Below are 17,198 nucleotides of genomic sequence, written 5' to 3'. Positions count from 1 at the left end.
GATGTCGAAACCGACGGCGACACCCGCCATGATCGCCGACACCACCGTCCATGATCTTGTCGCCCGAGCAATTCCGTCAGGAATTGCACCGGAAAAGAGAGACGGCGGCGAGCCCTGGCGGGTCTTCATCCATGTGCCGCCTGGACCGGCGCCCGAAGCCGGCTGGCCGGTGCTCTACATGACCGACGGCAACGCGGTCATCGGCACGGCGGTCGAGGCCATGCGCGCCCAAGCCTTCTATCCCGCCGGCACCAATGTCGGCTGGGGCGTCATCGTCGCCATCGGCTATCCCGTCGAGGGCGCTTACGATCCGCTGCGTCGCTCATGGGACCTCGGCCCGCCGCCGGGCAAGACCTATCCGCCCTTCTACGAGAACACACCCGAGGTGAAGACCGGCGGGGCAGGGGATTTCTTGGCCTTCATCGAGGACGAGTTGAAACCATGGGTGGCCAGCCGAACCCGGATCGATGAAACGCGCCAGGCGCTCTACGGTCATTCCTTCGGCGGCCTGTTCGCCCTCTACGCCCTGTTCACGCGCCCGCTGTCGTTCCGGACCTTCATCGCGGCCAGCCCCGCCATCTACTGGGAGGATCGCGTCATCGACCGCTTTCTGGAAGCCTTCGAGGCCGATATCCCCAATGGCCTGACAGCAGATGTGATCCTGTCGGCGGGCGAGTACGAGACCGCGAAGCTGGCGCCATTCCAGATCGGGGCGGAAGACCAGGAAAAGCGCCTGGCGCAGAAAAAAGTCACGCGCACCGATGAATTCGCCAGGGGCATGGCGGAGCGTCTCGATGCCATCCCGGGTCTTTGCGCCAGCTTCGAACTGCATACGGGGGAAAACCACATGTCGATCCTGCCGGTGACGGTCAACCGCGCGGTGCAGGCGGCGTTCGCGGTGAAGAGGCAGGGAAGGATGGAGTAACTTCCGACCGTTGGTTCTATTGCGCGGTCGGGTCTGGATTGATCGGCACCTTGGCGAAAACGCCGTCGGTGATCTGCATCGAAGCCGTCTTGGCGCGCGTCTGGCCCTTGGCCGAGAAATGGCCGCTGATCGTCTTGCCGGCCGCATCGAAGCTTTCGATGACGATCTCGCCCTCGGCCATGGTGAAGCCCTGTTCCAGAATGTCGGTGGAGCGTTGCGGCATGTTGAAATTGGCGATCGGCACGTCTCCCATGATACCCTTGCGGATGGCGAAGGTGCCGACATAGTCGCCGCTGGCCGGCACCGGCAGGCTGGCATTGAAGGTCGATATGGTGCCCCCGCTATTGGATGTGCCTGATATGACGAGCACGGCTTTTGTCCCGATCGTCGACGTGGTTGCAAGCGCGAAGTCCGCCTTCCAGGGATTGCCGTCGACGGTAGCCGTAAAGGTCGCCTGTTGCATGGGCCCGGCCATCACGGCTGGTCCCGCGAGGACGACCGTGACCGCGAGGCTGGCGAACAATGGCTTGATGATGCTGGTCATGGCAAAAGCCTCATGATCGGTGATGGTCCGGAGAAAGGCATGTCGCGGTTGAACCGGGATGATGCACAGGCTAGCGGCCGCGCCGTCCGCCTGCCTCTCCCATTTGGGAGGGTGCGCGGCCGCTAGATCCGGTGACGGTCCCCTGCGGCGTGTCCCCGCGGCCCGGGCGGGAATGCCGCCCAACGGGGTTCAATACACCTTGGTCGAAGCCCGACTGATGAAGAAGCCGTGGCCGTCCCGGCGTTCGCAGGTCAGCCCGCTTGCCGTGGATTCGCAGCGGAACGGCGGCATTTCCCAGGCCGATCCATAGGCCAGCGGGTTGTTGCCGGAGCAGCAGGGCTGCTCGCCCAGATCCTTGATCAACTGCACCTTGCCGCGCTCATCCATCACGAAGCGCAGATAGACCGGCTCGGCCCGGTCGCAGGAAAGCTCCGCCTGGCCGCCCGGCGTCTGGAATGTGTTCGAGGCGCTGCGCGGCGTGTAGGTGCATTCGATGTTGACCGAGGGCGTCGAAAAGGTGATGCCCGTCGACGTCATTGGAAACTCGACTACCGGAAAATCACCGGCGAGCGCCAGTGACGGGGCAACCATCACGCTCAGCAAGACCAAACCAGCCCGCATGCAACAATCTCCCGCCGATCGAAACCGGCGTGAACCTAGCAGCGGACAGCGTCCAGCAACTCTCCCAAATGGGAGGGCACCCAGGAATCGCTTGAACCCTCGCGATCTAATGCGAGGCCTGCCCCGCGCCGCGGGCTACCTAGCCGGCGGCAGCTCGTACAGATTGGCGCCGTTCTCCCGGCCGTGCTCGACATAGCCGATGACGCCGAACCACCGGGCGACATCGGGCCCCTGCAGCCAACTGCGCGAGTGGACGGGAAGGTTGCCCGCCAGCGCCTGGATCTGGCGGATATGCCGCTTGCAGAAACGCACGGTCGAGGCGCGGAAGAAATCCTCCTGCGCGGCAAACAGCGTGTCGGCGGCATCGCTGTTCTCATGCCAGGCGATGATGGCCACCGCCTTGTCGCCCTCGACAAGCGCGTGCGCCCGGCCCTCTTTCAGATTCATCATCAGATTGTCGTAGGCGATCTTGCTGTCCTTGCCGGCCGCCGCGTATTCGTCCGACATCCGCTTGGACAAGCCATGGAAGACATCTTCCAGATCCCCGAGCGTCGCTGCACGTGCTCTCATTTCACCTCCTGCAGCCCCACGGGAAGTTTGCCCTAGGGATGTAGGGGTGCCAAGCAAATTGAATCCGGATACGGGCCGATGGGAGCAAAGTTGTTTCGACCGTCCGAATGAGGGGGCCGGTCTCCCTAAACGACAGAGACGATCCAAGGATGAAACTGCCTGGAGAAAAATGGTGCCAGAGGCGGAATCCAAATTCCCCGGATATTGCTTTATTTTCAGATAATTAAGAGCCACCAGGTGCCGCTTATACCAACAGAAATACCAACGAGAATATTTCTGTGGATTGCTCTTCATTTTTCGAATTCTCAGCACTTCAAGCAACTTTCGATCGCTCGGCCTATCAGATATCGGGTGTCGTCGGCATGGCGACTTAGACGGGTCTGAGTGGAGCAGATCGGAACTCCAGCTAGACGTGTTGCCGTCCATCGAGCCTCTCAGAGGGCAATTACAGCCAAGTAGAACATTTGCGATGAGCGAGATTGAAACCGGCTAGGCGCGGCTCTTCGGGGCACGGGCGACTTGTCATCTGGTGTAACCGTCAAAGGTCACTCTCAGTGTTATGGGCGTTTCACCGACTAACAGTCGGGCCTATCGGATCGCTTTCACCGAACAATTGACGAAGGCGCAACCGACGTGCGTTGTCGATGTGATCTCTCGCGTGCGCTTCCGCTGCGCCCGGGTCGCGGTGGATGATCGCATCCAGAATTGCGGCGTGTTCGGCTTGCGCGGATTGGGGGCGGTCAGGGACCGAATAAGTTGTTCCAGGCAAAAGGCTTAGGGTGTCGGCCAATCTGGCAGCGGCCTCGACGAGATACTGGTTGTGCGCGGCGGAATAGATCGCAAGGTGGAATTGGCGGTTCGCCTTAAGTAGGCGATCGGGCATCGAAAGAAAACCTGCCATGTGCTCGTGGATGGACCTTAGCTCCTCGATCTCGGCCTGTGATGCATGCAGCGCGGCAAATGCACAGGCGGCACCCTCGAGAATACCACGCAGCGCATAGATCTGGATAACTCGCGTGCGGTCGAGTTCGGCGACCACCACGCCTCGGCCTTGGCCCGTCGAAAGCAGTCCCTCGGTAAGCAACTTCTCCAAAGCTTCGCGCACAGGAGTGCGGCTCACGCCGAGAGCCTTTGCCAGGCTGACCTCAACGAGGCGCTCGCCTGGCAGGAGCCGTCGCTTATCGCCTCCTTGAGGCGCAAGGAAATCGCCTCCGAGCGGCCGTGCCGTTTGAGATCGTCATTACTGATGGGTTTTAGCATGGTGCCCCACTTTGCCGACCATCAAACAAGGGCGATACGAGGAAGGCGCTCAAGGAAATGATCGTCCTCAATGGCTACCTTCAAGACCAACTGGACGAGATCAAAGGCAAGAACCTGCGCCGCTCATGAGTGACGAACCTATCAAACTGGCCTAGGGCATGACACCAATGGCCCGGCCGCGCGTTACATCGCTTGGACACGTCTGCGAACATCCCGGATGCGTCAGGACCGCCGGCTGGGGCTTCGCAAGGCGCGGACAGGAATCGCGTTGGTTCTGCTACGAGCACAAGGACGAAGGCGAACACTACCTTTGAGGAGAAAGAGCATGACAGCGCATGTCCTTCCCGAACAGAAGAAGCCGAAGCTGATCGTTGTGGTCGCGTTCGACCGCGGCGAGGGCGGAGAGCTTTTCACCGCGTATGGCCCGACAGACCAACAGAGCGAGGAGCGCGCCATCAGGACCGCCCAGGCGTTAGCTCCAAAGCATGTCGGGGTCATCGCGTGGAGCCGCGAGGCGGATCCCGCGCTGGGTGACTACGGGCCTCCCAAGACGCTGTTCTTCAGTGGCGAAGTGCCCGACATGGAATAGGAAGTGGCCCGCGCATTCCCAGCCCCCACAGGGACTTATTAATTTTCCGCGCTTGGCGGGATCCCTGAAGAAATCTCTTTTGCTACTCCAAAATGAGATCGAAGGGTCCTCCGATGACGCATCGCTTCGAATATCACTTCGAAAGGCTTCCGACTTCCTCGTTGATCTCTTCCGGCACGACTCCGGCCCCGCCTGCGGCTTTTAACATCTGATCAGCAACATCGCTGGCGGCGATGGGATCGCCAGTGGCTGTATCGGGCAGATGATGTGCGATCCAGTTGTTCAGAAACTCGCGGCCACGATTACTCATTTCGGCAGTCCCCGCGTGTTGACCCTATTTGGCCGTGAAGAACGTCAAGAGCACTTTGCCTTTTTCGCCGACCAGGCAAACAAAGCGGTCTGGCGCACCGGTCTTCCCGCCCCGTGCGATATAGGCCTCGCCTAGAACAACCGTCTTGACCGGAACATCTCCGACCGCGGTGTCAGCCTTGCTCAACGCGACGCTCTCCATGTCGATCACCAGGTCGGTGATGTCCTTGGACTTCTCTTGAAGAGCCAAAAGCCCAGTGGATTTACATGCGGAGATAGCTGGGTCGTCGGCAGACTGGGCAATGCTGGTTCCGGTAAGCAGCCCAAGAAGAATCCCGGACGCCAGCAAATTTCTGATCAACATCTCGGTTCTCCATGATGCAGGCTTAAAGGTGAATGGGCTGAATGGACTGCGGACCAATGCCAACGCTATGAAATGGTTCCCAAAACGCAAAATGCCCGCCGGCCTGAGCCAGCGGGCTTTGATAGCGAAACCTTTTCAGTTCAATTGGGTAGACCCGGCGGAAGGGGAATGATGACTGGGTTCGATGGCGTTGGTCCAGCAGTCACGCTGCTCAGTCGATCGCGCTTCTCGAATATAGGCTTCTGATAAATCTTCTTCACGCTTTCCTCTCCAAGTTGTCCCTCAAACATCAGAAAGTTGAGATGAGCCAGCAAAGGTTGTAAACTGATATTTCTGATGTAGAAATATCTCAAAATTTTGTGTTGCATCCCCGCAATGGCGAATAGCGACAGTAAGGAGGACGCCGTCAATTCACTTAGGCCTTGTCGACGACCTTCTTGACGGCATCCTTAACCTCGCCTTTGGCCACCTGGGCCTTGCCCTTGGTTTCCTGAAGCTTCCCTTTCACCTGCTCCTCGTGATTGTCGACGGCCTTGCCTACCGCCTGCCGGGCCTTGCCGGCGAGTTCGTTAGCCTTGCCCGTGATCTTGTCGGATGTGCTTCCCATGGCGCTGGTCCTTTCCTTTGGCAGAATGCGCGGGAGGAAAAGCTGGCTCGTGCCAAATGGTTCCGACCTGCCGTGACATCACATGTTGCTGGCCGGGCGAATAGGTGCTCTCGGCCGGTGAACGGGCCTTTGAACCGGACGCAAGGCGACATTGGGCGGAAAGGCCCGAATGGGCGGGGACGGTGTAATTGTAACGACCCGCTCGCGGCGCGTTCGGCACGCAGCCGCAATCCTGGCGACGAAACTCTGTATGTCCATGGGCGCCTTCTCCGAGCGTCCCCCCATTGGCAAAGCTAACCGCAGCTGCAGCGCGAGGCATTAACCTTTGATAAGATCGATTTACGAGGCTGCCCTGCGCGGCCGACCCGGCAAGAACGAGCAGCACATTTTGCCCTGATCGAGCCGCTGACCTTGCTAGCGATACGGCCGGTCAGCCCCCAAAGACTTCATTGCAGCGGCTAGTTTGCCAAGCACCCATGGTATCGCTCTGCGCGCCGATCTGCTCGATGATCCCCGATTTTGAGACAACCAATCGCACCTGACATTGCATGGCGATGTTCGCGCCTGGCGTAGTCGTCGTATTCACGTAGGCGACGTTTCCGATCACGTTGACCGTGGAAGTCGACCTGTCAGGCATCTGGATATTGCGCTGCTCTTCAGCCCACACGTACATGCGCCTGCCGTCATTCATTGTGTAAGACGATGCTGGCGGGCCATACTGCATGAAGAAACTATCCGCTGACTTGCCTGCGAATTTCGTTGATAGTGCTCTATTTGCCTGCTCCGTAGTCGTGCAGGCAACCAAAAGTACCGCCGCCAAAGGCGCTATGATTTTTCGCAATATCAACCCCCTAAACGAGCCATATGATGCCGTCGAGTTTTGGGATTGTCGAGCATCAATTCTCTTGAAGGCAGGCGGCAAATCCCCGGCGCGCGCTTGTAAGCCAGCACGAGGGTTATCTCTTTGTGTTGGCCGCCCTTATGCTCGGCCAGGCCGCGAGCAAATCGCGGGTATAGACCTCTTGGGGTGATCCAAACAACGATCCAATCTCGCCGCCCTCCACCACCTTGCCCGCGCGCATCACCACCGCATTCTCTGCGATCAGCCGCACGATCGCCAGATTGTGGCTGATGACGACCAGCGTGATGTTGTCAGACCGCCTGATGTCCTGCAGCAGATTGAGCAGATCGCCCTGCACGGACACGTCGAGCCCGGCGGTCGGTTCGTCGGCGATCAGGATCGACGGCTTCATCAGCAACGCCCGGGCGATCGCCACGCGACGCGCCTGGCCGCCGCTGATCTCGTGGGGATATTTGTCGATGACGCCGGGCGGCAGGCCGAGCCGGTTCAGGATGACACCCAACCGCTCACGTGTTGCGGCATGCGGTTCCCTCAGCACTGTGCCGACCTCGTTCATCAGCGTGCGGATCCGGCTGCGCGGAGACAGGGAGGCGGCCGGGTCCTGAAAGATCGGCTGGATGAACCCGGCGCGTTGCTTGAGTGCGGCCCGGCTGTGCACCAGCGGATTGCAGAGGATCCGGATTTCGCCGTGGTCGAGTCTCTGCAGGCCGAGAATGGCGCGCATCAGCGTCGTCTTGCCCGAGCCGGATTCTCCGACAATGCCGAAGCATGTGCCTCGCCGGATGGATAGCGAGACGCCGTCGAGCGCCACGGTTTCACCGAACCGCAGTTGCGCGTTGCTGATCGAGATCGCGTCTGTCATGGCGTCCGCAACCTCAGGCAACGCGCGCTGTGCCCGGCGTCGTTGCGGACAGGATAGTCGCTGGGATTGATCGTCGTGCAGTCCTCGAAGGAGACATCGCAGCGGCTGTTGAAGATGCAGCCGGGCGGCCGCAGGCGCGGGTCGGGCAACTCGCCGGCGATCACCGTAAAACGGTTTTCGCTGGCATCGGCATGGCGCTGGCGATCGATCGGCACCTCGCAGTCGAACAGCATGCGCGTATAGGGATGGCCGGGCTGGCGCTGTACCTCCTCCACAGTGCCGCTTTCCAGCTTCTCGCCGGCATAGAGCACCGAAATCGCGTCGCAATACTCAGTGACCAGGCCGAGGCTGTGGGTGATCAACAGCACCGCGCAGCCGATGCGGTCGCGCAGCCCAATGATCTCGCGCATGATCTGCGCCTCGACAGTCACATCGAGCGCCGTGGTCGGTTCGTCGGCGATCAGCAGCGCCGGTTCAGACAAGAGCGCCATGGCGATCACCACGCGCTGGCGCATGCCGCCGGAAAGCTCGTGCGGGTACTGGTTCATGCGCCGCGCGGGATTGCTGAGCTTGACCTTCGCGAGCGCATCCTGCGCCATCTCAACGCGGGTCTTGCGGTCGCTGCCGGGCGCGCGCCGGCGCAGCACTTCGCAAAGCTGCGCGCCTATGGTGAACACCGGATTGAGCGACAGCATCGGGTCCTGGAAGATCATCGCCATGCCCCGACCGCGCAAGGCAGCTGTGGCGTTGCGCTTCGTCAGGTCGAAATTTTTGCCCTCGATGGTCGCCGTGCCTGAGGTCACCTGGGCATTGTTTGCAAGCAGGCCCATTAGCGCCAAGGCGACAGTGGATTTGCCGCTGCCGGACTCGCCGACCAATCCGAGCATCTCGCCTTCTTGTATCTCAAGCGACACGCCACGCAGCGCATGTGCGGTGCCTTGCTGCAGGCTGTAGTCAACTGAGAGATTGCGCAGCGAAATTGCCATCAGCGTGCTCCCGTCGATTTGGGATCGATGATGCGCCGCAGCGCTTCGCCGAGCAGCGTTGCGCCAAGCGTGGCGATGGCCAGAACCAGGGCGGCTGCAACCGTCGGCCACCATGACTGGTTGATCGACACGAAGCCATCCTTGATCAGCGTGCCAAGCGAGGACTTTGGCGGCTGCACGCCAAAGCCGAGGAAGGACAGCGACGCCTCGAAGGCGATCACAACAGGCAGGTTCATGCTGGCCAGCACGATGATCGGTCCGGCGACATTGGGCAGGTAGTGCCTGACCACGATGGTGACGGGATGGACCGCCAGCATCCGCTCTGCCTCGATGAAGGAGAGGTTGCGCAGCGTCTGCGCTCGGGCGCGCGCCATGCGGCCGAACTGCGGGATGAAGACGACGGTAACCAGCAGCACGAAGGTGGCCGAGCCCTTGCCGTAGAGCGCGATCAGCGCGAAGGCCAGGATCAGCGGCGGGAAGGCGTTGACGATGTCGAAGACGGCCGTCACCGCCCGGTCGACCCAGCCGCCGGCAATGCCGGCGACAATGCCGATCAGCGAACCGATTATGGACGAGATCACGACGATCATCACCGCCAGCGTCAGCGCATAGCGCGTGCCGACCGAGGTGCGCGCCGCGAGGTCGCGGCCAAGATTGTCAGTGCCGAGCAGATGCGCCAGCCCGGGCGCGGCGAAGCGGGCCTTGATGTCGATGGCGTTGGGATCGGGGCTGACCAGCGGCCGGATAAGCGCGAACACCAGAATGGCGAACGTGAAGGCCAGCCCGAGCCGCCCGTCGCGTTCCGAGCCGATGCGTTTGAGTGTCGCGAAAAACCCGCTCATCCCTGCCCAGCCGCGATACGGGGGTCGAGCAGCGCGTTGATCATGTCGACCACCAGATTGGCGACGATGTAGAAGGCGACGATGAACACCACGCAGGTCTGCACCACCGGATAGTTCCGCTGCGCGATCGAGTTGAAGATCAGGCTGCCGATGCCCGGCCTCGCGAAGATGATCTCGACGACGACCGAACTGCCTATCAGGTCGCCGAGTCCGATGCCCAGGATCGACACGACCGGGACCAGCGCCAGCTTCAGCGCATAGAGGCCGACGATGCGGTATTCGGACACGCCATAGGCGCGCAGCGTGCGCACATGCAACTCGGCAAGCGTGTCCAGCAATGCGGCACGGATCAGCCGCGAGATGTAGCCGACCCAGCCCAGCGCCAGCGCCACCGAGGGCAGCACCAGATGCTGCAGCCGGTCGACGATGTCACCGGGCGCTCCGGCGCCCGCCACCGGCAGCCAGTGCAAGCCGATGGCGAAGATCAGGAATAGGACCACCGACACCACCAGGGTCGGCGTGGTGATGAAGGAGATCGACAGCAGCGCTAGCCCGCTGTCCAGCCACGAGCCCGGCTTCAGCGCGGCGATAACGCCAATGGGTATCCCGATCAGCAGCGCCAGAGCCAGCGCGCTGAATGCGAGCTCCAGCGTGTTGGGGATGACCTCCAGCAGGATGTCGAGGATCGGCCGGTGCGACACGACATCCTCGCCAAAATTGCCTGTCACGGCACGGCTTGCGAACAGCCAGAGCTGCTCAAGCAGGCCGCGGTCAAGTCCCATGTCATGGATGATCTGGGCGCGCAGTTCCGGCGTTGCCCTGGGACCCAGCATGACCGAGGCGAAGTCGCCCGGCACCAGCCGCACCATCAGAAACAGGAGCAGTGTGGCGCCGGCAATGGTCAGGACCACCGAGGCCAGGCGGCCGGCGATGAAGGCGGCGGTGTGTCGCGCTCTGGTCATGGGCGCAGCAAGTCCGGTTCGTCGAGGTTGGTCAATGGCTTCAACCTAACTTGAGATGGGCCAATGGTGAGGCTGGTGCTGCCACTCATCTGGCTGCCGCCAGCTTCTCCCCGTAAACGGGCAGAAGGGCGCTATCGCGCGGCGTTGGCCAGCCGCTTTCTCGCCGTCATTATACGGGGAGAAATGCCTGGCAGGGCAATGAGGGGCGGCGCCGACGTCCGGCAAGAACGCCCCCAAGCGGGAGCACCTATCCGTACCCTCAAGCCTTGTCGAAAAACTCGAACTGCCAGTCCTTGCCGTTGGGCAGGAACACCGGCTTCAGCCACGCCGCGTCGACGAAGAAGTTGCGGCCATGCGTGATCCAGATGCAGGAGGCCGATTCATCGAGCAGCTTCTGCATCCGGATGTAGATTTCCTCGCGCTTGGCCTTGTCGAGCGTCTCAAGTCCCTCCTGATGCAGCTTGTCGAATTCCGGGCTGTTCCAGCGCTGCCAGTTCCAGAGGCCGATCTGGCTGGCGAGGAACCACTGCGTCTGGAAGCTCGGGTCGAACTTCGACGTATAGGGGATCAGCGTCAGTTCGAGATCCTTGCTGGCGTCGCCGGCGCCGAGCGCCCAGTAGGCGCCGGAATCCATGGCGTTGATGGTCAGCGTGATGCCGACTTCGGCGAGGTTGGCCTGGGCTATCTGGGCGACGGCCAGCGAGGTGGCGTCGTTGAGGCAGGTGAAAGTGAACGTAAGGTTCGACTTGCCGGCCTCGCTCAGCAGCTGCTGCGCCTTCGCGACATCCCTTGTGTAGAGCGGCGCGTCGGCCCAGTTGCCGAGCAGGCCCGGCGCCAACAGCGTCTTGGCGCGCGAGGTGGCGCCAGAATAGGCGCCTTGGATGATGGCGTCGACATCGATGGCATAGCGGATTGCCTGGCGCACCTTGATATCAGCGAGATCGCCCTTCACCACATTGATGCCGATCCAGGTGTAGTCGATGCCGGGAATGTCGATCACCTTGGTGTCCGGCAGGCCCTTTGCACTGGCGAGCTGGTCGGCGTCGAAAGCGGTGAAGTCGAGTTCCTTGGCCTGATAGGACAGGAAGGCGGTCTTATGCTCGGGGATGATCTTGCCGGTGATCTCCTCGAAATGCGCCTTGTAGGGTCCCTTGTAGTCGGGATTGGCGGCGAGCACGAACTGCTCCTTCGGCCGCCATTCCTTGAGCACCATCGGACCCGAGCCGACCAGCGTTGTGGCGATCTTGTTGCCCAGCGCTTCGGTCGCCTTCTTCGACAGGATGGCGCCAGAGGCATCGCAGATGCCGATCAGCCACAGTGCCGCCGACGGATGTTTCAGGATCAGCTTGCCCGTGTATTTGCCGGTCACCTCGACCGATTGCAGCGCTTCCAGATCGTCGGCATAAGCGAGCTTCTTGCCGTTGCTGTCGCCATTGATGTAGCGGTCATAGGTGAACTTGACGTCGTCGGCCGTCATCTCGCCATAGCCGCCGGTGAACATCTGGCCGGGGTTCAGCTCGAAGTCGAATTCGGTGTCGGAAATCTGCTTGATTTCCTTGGCCGCGTCGTTGGTCCAGCTGGTCTTGCCCGGCTCGAAGCGCACCAGCGTCTGGCACACCGCGCGGATGATGTTGCCCTCGGTGGTGCCGACCCGGTTGCCCGGATCCAGATTGCCGATATCGGCATCGAGCGCGATGATCGGGTTGGCCCGGTCGGCGGCAAATGCAAAGCGTGTATAGGGCAGGATCGCCAGGGCCGACGAGCCGGCAAGGAAAGTTCTGCGGTCGAGTGTCATGCGCATTTCTTGTTCCCCTTTTTGTTGGTTACATATGCGTGTTGATTACATGCAGTCGCGTGGAATGACCTCGTCGTAAGTCCTCTCGGCAAAGATCTTTCCGCGCTCGTAAGCCTTGACCCAGCCGCGTGCATAGAAATTGTCGCGGTCGCAGCTGAAGCTGATTTCGCAATCGACCCGCGCGTTCCAGTCCGGCCGCGTCAGTTCCTCATGACAAGTCACCGTCGTCGCGCAGCTTGCCGGGTCGTTATCCGATATGCCGTAGACCTTACGACGCCACGAGGTGATTTCCGTGCCGGTTTCGTCGAAGACGAAACGCCCGTCATCCGATAGCGCCGTCAGTTCGGTGCGTTCGGTCGGCAGGTCCGTGATCAGCGAGCGCAGCTGACGTGCCGGCTCTTTGACCGTCACCGGGCGGGGCTCGGCCCACAGCGGCTCCGCGAAAGCGACGGGCGCGAGCCCCTCTTCGCTGGCCAGAACCGCGAGCTCGAGCTGGCAGCCATTTGGGTCGAAGGTCAGCATGGTTCGCTCCGGCGATGGCCACGCCATCGGCCAGTAGGACGAAGAGATCGCCACGCGCAGCCGATGCCCCCTGGGGATGACCTGCGCCACCGGCTTGAAGTTGAGCTCGGCATCCTCGAACTGGCTCGGCGTCAGCGGCTCGGGAAATTCGTGGCTTTGGCGATGCGCCAGATTGAGCAGAGCGAAGGTGACGAAGGCCGAGGTGCCGTCCGGCGCCACATCGTTCAGCCGCACGCAGAGCTGCGCCTGCGGCTTGTCGGCCGCGACACGCAGCCTGATCTTCGAGATGCCGGCAAGCAGCAGGTCGGCGTCCATGGCAGCGCTGTCGAAGCACAGCGAGCCGCCATCGTCGGCCCGCTGGTCGCGCGCGCCTTCGGCCGAGATGCGGCCCTGGCCATAGGGGCACCATTCCTGCCCCTGCACGCCTGTCGTCAGCGGCGAGGAAATGGTCGGCGTTGCTCCGCCAGCGTTCTGCGTCTCGCCGAGGCTTCCGTCGCCGTTCAGCCAATAGGCCTTGCCACCGATCTGTTTTGCCGGCCATTGCGGAAACCCGAGCCAGCGGCCAGGCCTGAAATCGATATGCGAATGCGACCGGGCATAGTCCATCAGATAGAGGCGCATGTCCGGCTCCTGGTCGGCGCCATTGTCGATGCCCTTCAGCCAGCGATCGTACCAGCGGATGCATTCCTGCAGATAGCCCATTGCCGGGCCGGGCACGCCATAGTTGGGCTCCTTGTGGCCCCATGGCCCGCAAATGCCCTTGGCCGGTCCCTTGAGGTTCTTGACCAGGCTGAAGATGGTCTGCGTATAGCCGTCGAGATAGCCGCCAACCGCCAGCACCGCGCATTCGATGGCCGAGTAATCCTCGCACACCGAGCCCTGTTTCCAGAACGCATCGCGGCGCTGGTGCTTCAGCCATTCGGCGGCATGGTTCTTGTGGTCGTCGAGCCGGTCCTTCCACATCTGCCGCCAGCGATCCTCGCCAACGACAGCCGGGTCAGGCGGCAGCGCCGAATAGCCGAACAGCGCCCCGCCCCAGCCGAAATTGTCGTTGATGACCAGGCCGCCATTGTAATGCGCATCGCAGGCATAGCGGTCGTCTGTCGAGCACGAGGTGACGATCGCCTTCAGTTGCGGCGGCCGGCGCGCCGCGACCTGCAGGCCGGAGAAGCCGCCCCAGCTGTTGCCGATCATGCCGGCGACGCCCGAGCACCATGGCTGCGAACAGAGATGGTCGAGAATTTCAAGCGCATCGTCCTGCTCGCGCTTGACATATTCGTCGTCGAGCAGGCCTTCGGAATCGCCGCATCCGGCAATGTCGACGCGGGCGCAGGCATAGCCATGCCCGGCGAAGAACAGATGCATTTCCTCGTCGCCGGTGCGCGTGCCGTCGCGGCGGCGATACGGTATGTATTCGAGGATCAACGGGACGGGATTTGCCTCCGCGTCATCGGGCAGGAACAGTCGCGCGGCCAGCTTTCGGCCGTCCTCCATTGGAATCCAATGGGTTTCGACCGCTCTGACCCCGGAAATGACGACGCTTGGCATGTGAACTCCGGCTTGGATTGAACAACGATATGATATATTGAATGGCCAATCAATATATAAACGAGAAGGCAATACAATGGCGAAACGATCAATCAAGGCGATGCGCCGCGACGAACTGGTCGACGCCGCCATTGCCGCCGTCGGCGAGGAAGGCATGTCCGGCGCCACCATGGCGGTGATCGCGAGGCGCGCCGGCATGTCGGCTGGGCTGGTGAACCATTATTTCGACAGCAAGGAAGAGCTGATGGCGCTGGCCATGCGCAATCTGTCGAACCTGTTTCGCCAGGACATCCTGAAGCTCGCGCCCGCCAACCCGACACCGGCGCAAAGGCTGAAGGCGATCGTAGACGGCTCGTTCGCGCCGCAGCATCTGGGCGTGCCCAAGCGCGCCGTAACCTGGATGCAGTTTATGATCGCAGCGCAGACAGAGCCGCGCATCAAGCATCTCTACCACCTGACCGGCGCGCGCTTCGTCTCCAACATCCGCTATGCCGTCAAGCAGCTGGTGCCGCCTGGCGAGGTGGACGACATTGTCGACGGCATAGCTGCCCTTATTGACGGCTTCTTCTGGCAGAATGCCGGGGAATATGTCGAAGAGGATCTGGAGCGGGCGCGCCGGATTTGCTGGCGCTATGTCTGTCTGTTGATGCCAAGTATCGACCTGTAAGGTGGTTTTAATACCACTCGCAAAGGTCGTTGCGAACAGCTCGCCAACTATCTAGGCCAGAACGCGGCTTCAGATAACATGACTGTCGACTGACTATCCGCGCCAGCCTTTTGCGTTCCAGGAGCTGCCAGTCCGCTTCTGGCCCCTTTCGACCCAAAAACGTGCCGGACCGCAATGCGCGTCATGTAGGACGACCAGGCCAAGTTCCCGGCTAGCCGAAAGCAGACATCTTGGTCAACAGGGGCTGTACGCGGATTTTTGCGCCATCGCGCTTATGATTTGATTTCGCTAGCAACGTGCAGGATAGGGATCAAACGAAATCTCGAGAGAGATCGCGTCAGCAACGGACATGTTGCCCCCTGCCGAGAGGTGCAACTATCGGCGTGAACATCGTCACCGCTCCCACTCCGGACCCGGCGATCAAAAATAGTGTCCGCCATCTGCAGTATGCTTTGACGCAGGCGTCAGCATTGTCAGCGTCCTGACAGGTTCAATGATACAATGTTGGCATCAAGCGACACTGGCCCTGCCGGAGTCGTGGCCAAACCTTCGATCAGATAGCTGTCGAAACGTCCAAACCGGAATCGTTGAATGAATCCCGACTATGCCAGTTCCCAGAAAGCCATTCACTGGCTCGTCTTTGTGTTGGTCATCGGCCTTTATGGTCTGACCTATGTCGCCGATATCTTTCCGCGCGGCGACCCCGGTCGCGCCTTCGTCTGGTGGCTTCACATTTCATTTGGGCTGATGCTTTTCGCGCTGGTGATCATTCGCATCGGCTTGCGACTGGCGCTGGGAACGCCGGGTCTGCCGCTGGAAATGTCTCGGCTTGAACGATGGATGGCCAAGCTCGCGCATCTTGTGCTCTACGCGCTGCTTGTTGCTATACCCGTTCTCGGCATACTTTTGACCTGGTACCGAGGCGATGCCTTGAGCTTCTTTGGACTTTTCACCATCCCGGCTCCGGTTTCCGCAGACCGCGCCACGGCCGGTTTCATCAAGGAATTGCACAGCCTTTGCGCAAATCTGATCCTTATCCTTGCCGGTTTGCATGCGGCTGCCGCCCTTTGGCATCACTATGTCCGGAAGGACGATGTGCTCAAGCGAATGCTACCGGGGACACGTGGCCCTTGACCTCGGTTCGGTCTAGACAAGCCAAAATTCATGCAGGGTGGTGTCGTTTGCCGTGTCTAGACTCAAGGCACGTGATCCATGGATGAAATCGATGCTGAGATGCCTGGCGTTGCTTGGTCTGTGCGGGCTCGTTCTCGCCGGCCCTTCCGCCGCGCGTGCGGACGTCGATGATGACGGTGACCATGACCGGGCGCGTGATCTTTATGAACGTGGCGAAATCAAGGGGCTGAACAGTATCCTTGGGCTGGTTATGGCCGAAGCTCCTGGCGACATCGTTGCCGTCGATTTCATCCGGATCGGCACCAGGTGGGTCTATCGGTTCCAGGTCGTTGCCGCCGACGGTCGTCGCCGGATCGTCGATGTGGACGCCGGGTCTGGAAACCTCATGCACGGTGGGGGCGGCGACTGATGAGGATACTTCTTGCTGAAGACGAGCCGCGCATCGCAAGCGACATCGCCGCGGTCCTGAAGATCGCTGGAATGGCTGTTGATATCGTGCGCGATGGAGAGGCTGCCTGGTTCGCGGGCGACGTCGAGAATTACGACGCGGCGATCCTGGATCTCGGATTGCCCAAGCTCGATGGCCTGGTTGTGCTGAAGCGCTGGCGGGCCAATGCGCGCGCCTTTCCGGTCCTGGTCCTCACCGCGAGAGGCCTGTGGACGGAGCGCGTGGAAGGCATCAACGCCGGCGCCGACGACTACCTGCCCAAGCCGTTTGAGATGGAAGAGCTGCTGGCACGGCTACGCGCGATCTTGCGCCGCTCAGCCGGGCAGGCCGCGCCGGTGCTGAAATCGGGACCCTTGGTGCTGGATACGCGCCAGATGCGAATTTCGTTGCGCGGGGTCGCCGTCGCGCTATCGCCGCTGGAATATCGGCTGCTGGCGTTCCTGATGCATCATGCCGGGCGCGTGGTGTCACCGACCGAACTCAGCGAGCACCTCTATGATTCGGGCAATGATCGCGATCCCAATGCGATCGAGGTCATCGTCGCGCGTCTGCGCCGCAAACTTGGCACCGATGTCATCGAGACGCGGCGCGGGTTCGGATATTTTGTGCCCGACGAGCAATCCTGATGGGCAATTCGATCCGCTTCAGGCTTTGGTCGGCGGCAACCATATCGATCCTCATCGCCCTTGCCGTTGCCGGGATCGGGCTGCGCTATCTGTTCGAGCTGAATGTCGAGCGGCGGGTCGTCAGCGAGCTGACAGTCGATCTCAACGAACTGATC

General features: G+C 61.3%; 20 protein-coding genes. 6 read left to right on the top strand and 14 right to left on the bottom strand.

Features of this window, described 5'->3' with window-relative positions; all coding sequences use genetic code 11:
• Nucleotide 1: 1 nt before the first annotated feature.
• A complete protein-coding gene (locus tag J0I79_RS21815) occupies nt 2-925 on the top strand; it encodes an alpha/beta hydrolase-fold protein (protein WP_292863786.1) in 924 nt (307 codons plus the stop codon).
• Between the two features lie 16 nt (nt 926-941).
• On the opposite strand, the gene J0I79_RS21810 is transcribed toward J0I79_RS21815, so the two are convergent.
• The 4 genes from J0I79_RS21810 to J0I79_RS21795 all read right to left on the bottom strand — a co-directional run bounded on the left by J0I79_RS21810 (nt 942) and on the right by J0I79_RS21795 (nt 3,828).
• On the bottom strand, nt 942-1,469 hold the full coding sequence (locus tag J0I79_RS21810) for a DUF6252 family protein (RefSeq protein ID WP_292863783.1): 528 nt from the start codon (nt 1,467-1,469) through the stop codon (nt 942-944).
• Between the two features lie 189 nt (nt 1,470-1,658).
• The gene (locus J0I79_RS21805) at nt 1,659-2,090 is read right to left on the bottom strand and encodes a hypothetical protein (RefSeq protein WP_292863780.1); all 432 of its coding nucleotides are present in this window, start codon (nt 2,088-2,090) and stop codon (nt 1,659-1,661) included.
• Nucleotides 2,091-2,225: 135 nt separating this feature from the next.
• A complete protein-coding gene (locus J0I79_RS21800; protein WP_292863778.1) occupies nt 2,226-2,660 on the bottom strand; it encodes a hypothetical protein in 435 nt (144 codons plus the stop codon).
• Between the two features lie 568 nt (nt 2,661-3,228).
• Nucleotides 3,229-3,828 carry a GntR family transcriptional regulator gene (locus J0I79_RS21795; RefSeq protein WP_292863811.1) on the bottom strand — a complete coding sequence of 200 codons (600 nt, stop codon included), beginning with the start codon at nt 3,826-3,828 and terminating at the stop codon, nt 3,229-3,231.
• A gap of 417 nt (nt 3,829-4,245) precedes the next feature.
• Here J0I79_RS21795 and J0I79_RS21790 point away from each other — a divergent pair, with 417 nt between their 5' ends.
• The gene (locus J0I79_RS21790; protein ID WP_292863775.1) at nt 4,246-4,509 is read left to right on the top strand and encodes a hypothetical protein; all 264 of its coding nucleotides are present in this window, start codon (nt 4,246-4,248) and stop codon (nt 4,507-4,509) included.
• Between the two features lie 133 nt (nt 4,510-4,642).
• On the opposite strand, the gene J0I79_RS21785 is transcribed toward J0I79_RS21790, so the two are convergent.
• The 10 genes from J0I79_RS21785 to J0I79_RS21740 all read right to left on the bottom strand — a co-directional run bounded on the left by J0I79_RS21785 (nt 4,643) and on the right by J0I79_RS21740 (nt 14,168).
• Nucleotides 4,643-4,819: a hypothetical protein gene (locus J0I79_RS21785; protein WP_292863772.1), complete on the bottom strand. Its 177-nt coding sequence runs from the start codon at nt 4,817-4,819 to the stop codon at nt 4,643-4,645.
• Between the two features lie 24 nt (nt 4,820-4,843).
• Nucleotides 4,844-5,182 (bottom strand): hypothetical protein, encoded by a 339-nt coding sequence (locus J0I79_RS21780; protein WP_292863769.1) that lies wholly within the window; start codon nt 5,180-5,182, stop codon nt 4,844-4,846.
• 415 nt (nt 5,183-5,597) lie between these two features.
• Entirely contained in the window at nt 5,598-5,789 is a 192-nt protein-coding gene (locus J0I79_RS21775) for a CsbD family protein (RefSeq protein ID WP_292863766.1), read from the bottom strand.
• Between the two features lie 430 nt (nt 5,790-6,219).
• Nucleotides 6,220-6,630: a hypothetical protein gene (locus tag J0I79_RS21770; RefSeq protein ID WP_292863763.1), complete on the bottom strand. Its 411-nt coding sequence runs from the start codon at nt 6,628-6,630 to the stop codon at nt 6,220-6,222.
• Nucleotides 6,631-6,745: 115 nt separating this feature from the next.
• Entirely contained in the window at nt 6,746-7,513 is a 768-nt protein-coding gene (locus tag J0I79_RS21765; protein ID WP_292863760.1) for a dipeptide/oligopeptide/nickel ABC transporter ATP-binding protein, read from the bottom strand.
• Nucleotides 7,510-8,499 carry an ABC transporter ATP-binding protein gene (locus J0I79_RS21760; RefSeq protein ID WP_292863757.1) on the bottom strand — a complete coding sequence of 330 codons (990 nt, stop codon included), beginning with the start codon at nt 8,497-8,499 and terminating at the stop codon, nt 7,510-7,512. Before J0I79_RS21760 ends, J0I79_RS21765 begins: the two co-directional genes overlap by 4 nt.
• On the bottom strand, nt 8,499-9,341 hold the full coding sequence (locus J0I79_RS21755; protein WP_292863754.1) for an ABC transporter permease: 843 nt from the start codon (nt 9,339-9,341) through the stop codon (nt 8,499-8,501). The genes J0I79_RS21760 and J0I79_RS21755 overlap by 1 nt, the downstream gene beginning before the upstream one ends.
• Complete coding sequence (locus J0I79_RS21750; protein WP_292863751.1) at nt 9,338-10,303, bottom strand: ABC transporter permease; 966 nt, start codon at nt 10,301-10,303, stop codon at nt 9,338-9,340. The genes J0I79_RS21755 and J0I79_RS21750 overlap by 4 nt, the downstream gene beginning before the upstream one ends.
• A 259-nt stretch (nt 10,304-10,562) precedes the next feature.
• Entirely contained in the window at nt 10,563-12,098 is a 1,536-nt protein-coding gene (locus J0I79_RS21745; protein ID WP_292863748.1) for an ABC transporter substrate-binding protein, read from the bottom strand.
• A gap of 45 nt (nt 12,099-12,143) precedes the next feature.
• On the bottom strand, nt 12,144-14,168 hold the full coding sequence (locus J0I79_RS21740; protein ID WP_292863745.1) for a CocE/NonD family hydrolase: 2,025 nt from the start codon (nt 14,166-14,168) through the stop codon (nt 12,144-12,146).
• 76 nt (nt 14,169-14,244) lie between these two features.
• On the opposite strand from J0I79_RS21740, the gene betI reads away from it, so the two are divergent.
• From betI to J0I79_RS21720, 4 genes are all read left to right on the top strand, one after another.
• Nucleotides 14,245-14,835: a transcriptional regulator BetI gene (gene betI, locus J0I79_RS21735; RefSeq protein ID WP_292863742.1), complete on the top strand. Its 591-nt coding sequence runs from the start codon at nt 14,245-14,247 to the stop codon at nt 14,833-14,835.
• A 591-nt stretch (nt 14,836-15,426) separates the two neighbouring features.
• Complete coding sequence (locus tag J0I79_RS21730) at nt 15,427-15,969, top strand: cytochrome b (RefSeq protein WP_292863739.1); 543 nt, start codon at nt 15,427-15,429, stop codon at nt 15,967-15,969.
• A gap of 82 nt (nt 15,970-16,051) precedes the next feature.
• Nucleotides 16,052-16,378: a hypothetical protein gene (locus tag J0I79_RS21725; protein ID WP_292863735.1), complete on the top strand. Its 327-nt coding sequence runs from the start codon at nt 16,052-16,054 to the stop codon at nt 16,376-16,378.
• Nucleotides 16,378-17,043 (top strand): response regulator transcription factor, encoded by a 666-nt coding sequence (locus tag J0I79_RS21720; RefSeq protein ID WP_292863732.1) that lies wholly within the window; start codon nt 16,378-16,380, stop codon nt 17,041-17,043. Before J0I79_RS21725 ends, J0I79_RS21720 begins: the two co-directional genes overlap by 1 nt.
• The last annotated feature ends 155 nt before the right edge of the window (nt 17,044-17,198 follow it).

The organism is Mesorhizobium sp., assembly GCF_017306585.1.
In the GTDB taxonomy this organism is placed as follows: Bacteria; Pseudomonadota; Alphaproteobacteria; order Rhizobiales; family Rhizobiaceae; genus Mesorhizobium.
The sequence above is the reverse complement of the archived record's forward strand: the minus strand, read 5'-3'. Positions and strand labels throughout refer to the sequence as shown.

Bases quoted from the DNA above. Each gene is read 5' to 3' on its own strand.
- J0I79_RS21815 (WP_292863786.1), top strand. From the start codon at position 2: ATGTCGAAACCGACGGCGACACCCGCCATGATCGCCGACACCACCGTC.
- J0I79_RS21810 (WP_292863783.1), bottom strand. From the start codon at position 1,469: ATGACCAGCATCATCAAGCCATTGTTCGCCAGCCTCGCGGTCACGGTC.
- J0I79_RS21805 (WP_292863780.1), bottom strand. From the start codon at position 2,090: ATGCGGGCTGGTTTGGTCTTGCTGAGCGTGATGGTTGCCCCGTCACTG.
- J0I79_RS21800 (WP_292863778.1), bottom strand. From the start codon at position 2,660: ATGAGAGCACGTGCAGCGACGCTCGGGGATCTGGAAGATGTCTTCCAT.
- J0I79_RS21790 (WP_292863775.1), top strand. From the start codon at position 4,246: ATGACAGCGCATGTCCTTCCCGAACAGAAGAAGCCGAAGCTGATCGTT.
- J0I79_RS21785 (WP_292863772.1), bottom strand. From the start codon at position 4,819: ATGAGTAATCGTGGCCGCGAGTTTCTGAACAACTGGATCGCACATCAT.
- J0I79_RS21780 (WP_292863769.1), bottom strand. From the start codon at position 5,182: ATGTTGATCAGAAATTTGCTGGCGTCCGGGATTCTTCTTGGGCTGCTT.
- J0I79_RS21775 (WP_292863766.1), bottom strand. From the start codon at position 5,789: ATGGGAAGCACATCCGACAAGATCACGGGCAAGGCTAACGAACTCGCC.
- J0I79_RS21765 (WP_292863760.1), bottom strand. From the start codon at position 7,513: ATGACAGACGCGATCTCGATCAGCAACGCGCAACTGCGGTTCGGTGAA.
- J0I79_RS21760 (WP_292863757.1), bottom strand. From the start codon at position 8,499: ATGGCAATTTCGCTGCGCAATCTCTCAGTTGACTACAGCCTGCAGCAA.
- J0I79_RS21755 (WP_292863754.1), bottom strand. From the start codon at position 9,341: ATGAGCGGGTTTTTCGCGACACTCAAACGCATCGGCTCGGAACGCGAC.
- J0I79_RS21750 (WP_292863751.1), bottom strand. From the start codon at position 10,303: ATGACCAGAGCGCGACACACCGCCGCCTTCATCGCCGGCCGCCTGGCC.
- J0I79_RS21745 (WP_292863748.1), bottom strand. From the start codon at position 12,098: ATGACACTCGACCGCAGAACTTTCCTTGCCGGCTCGTCGGCCCTGGCG.
- J0I79_RS21740 (WP_292863745.1), bottom strand. From the start codon at position 14,168: ATGCCAAGCGTCGTCATTTCCGGGGTCAGAGCGGTCGAAACCCATTGG.
- betI (WP_292863742.1), top strand. From the start codon at position 14,245: ATGGCGAAACGATCAATCAAGGCGATGCGCCGCGACGAACTGGTCGAC.
- J0I79_RS21730 (WP_292863739.1), top strand. From the start codon at position 15,427: ATGAATCCCGACTATGCCAGTTCCCAGAAAGCCATTCACTGGCTCGTC.
- J0I79_RS21725 (WP_292863735.1), top strand. From the start codon at position 16,052: ATGAAATCGATGCTGAGATGCCTGGCGTTGCTTGGTCTGTGCGGGCTC.
- J0I79_RS21720 (WP_292863732.1), top strand. From the start codon at position 16,378: ATGAGGATACTTCTTGCTGAAGACGAGCCGCGCATCGCAAGCGACATC.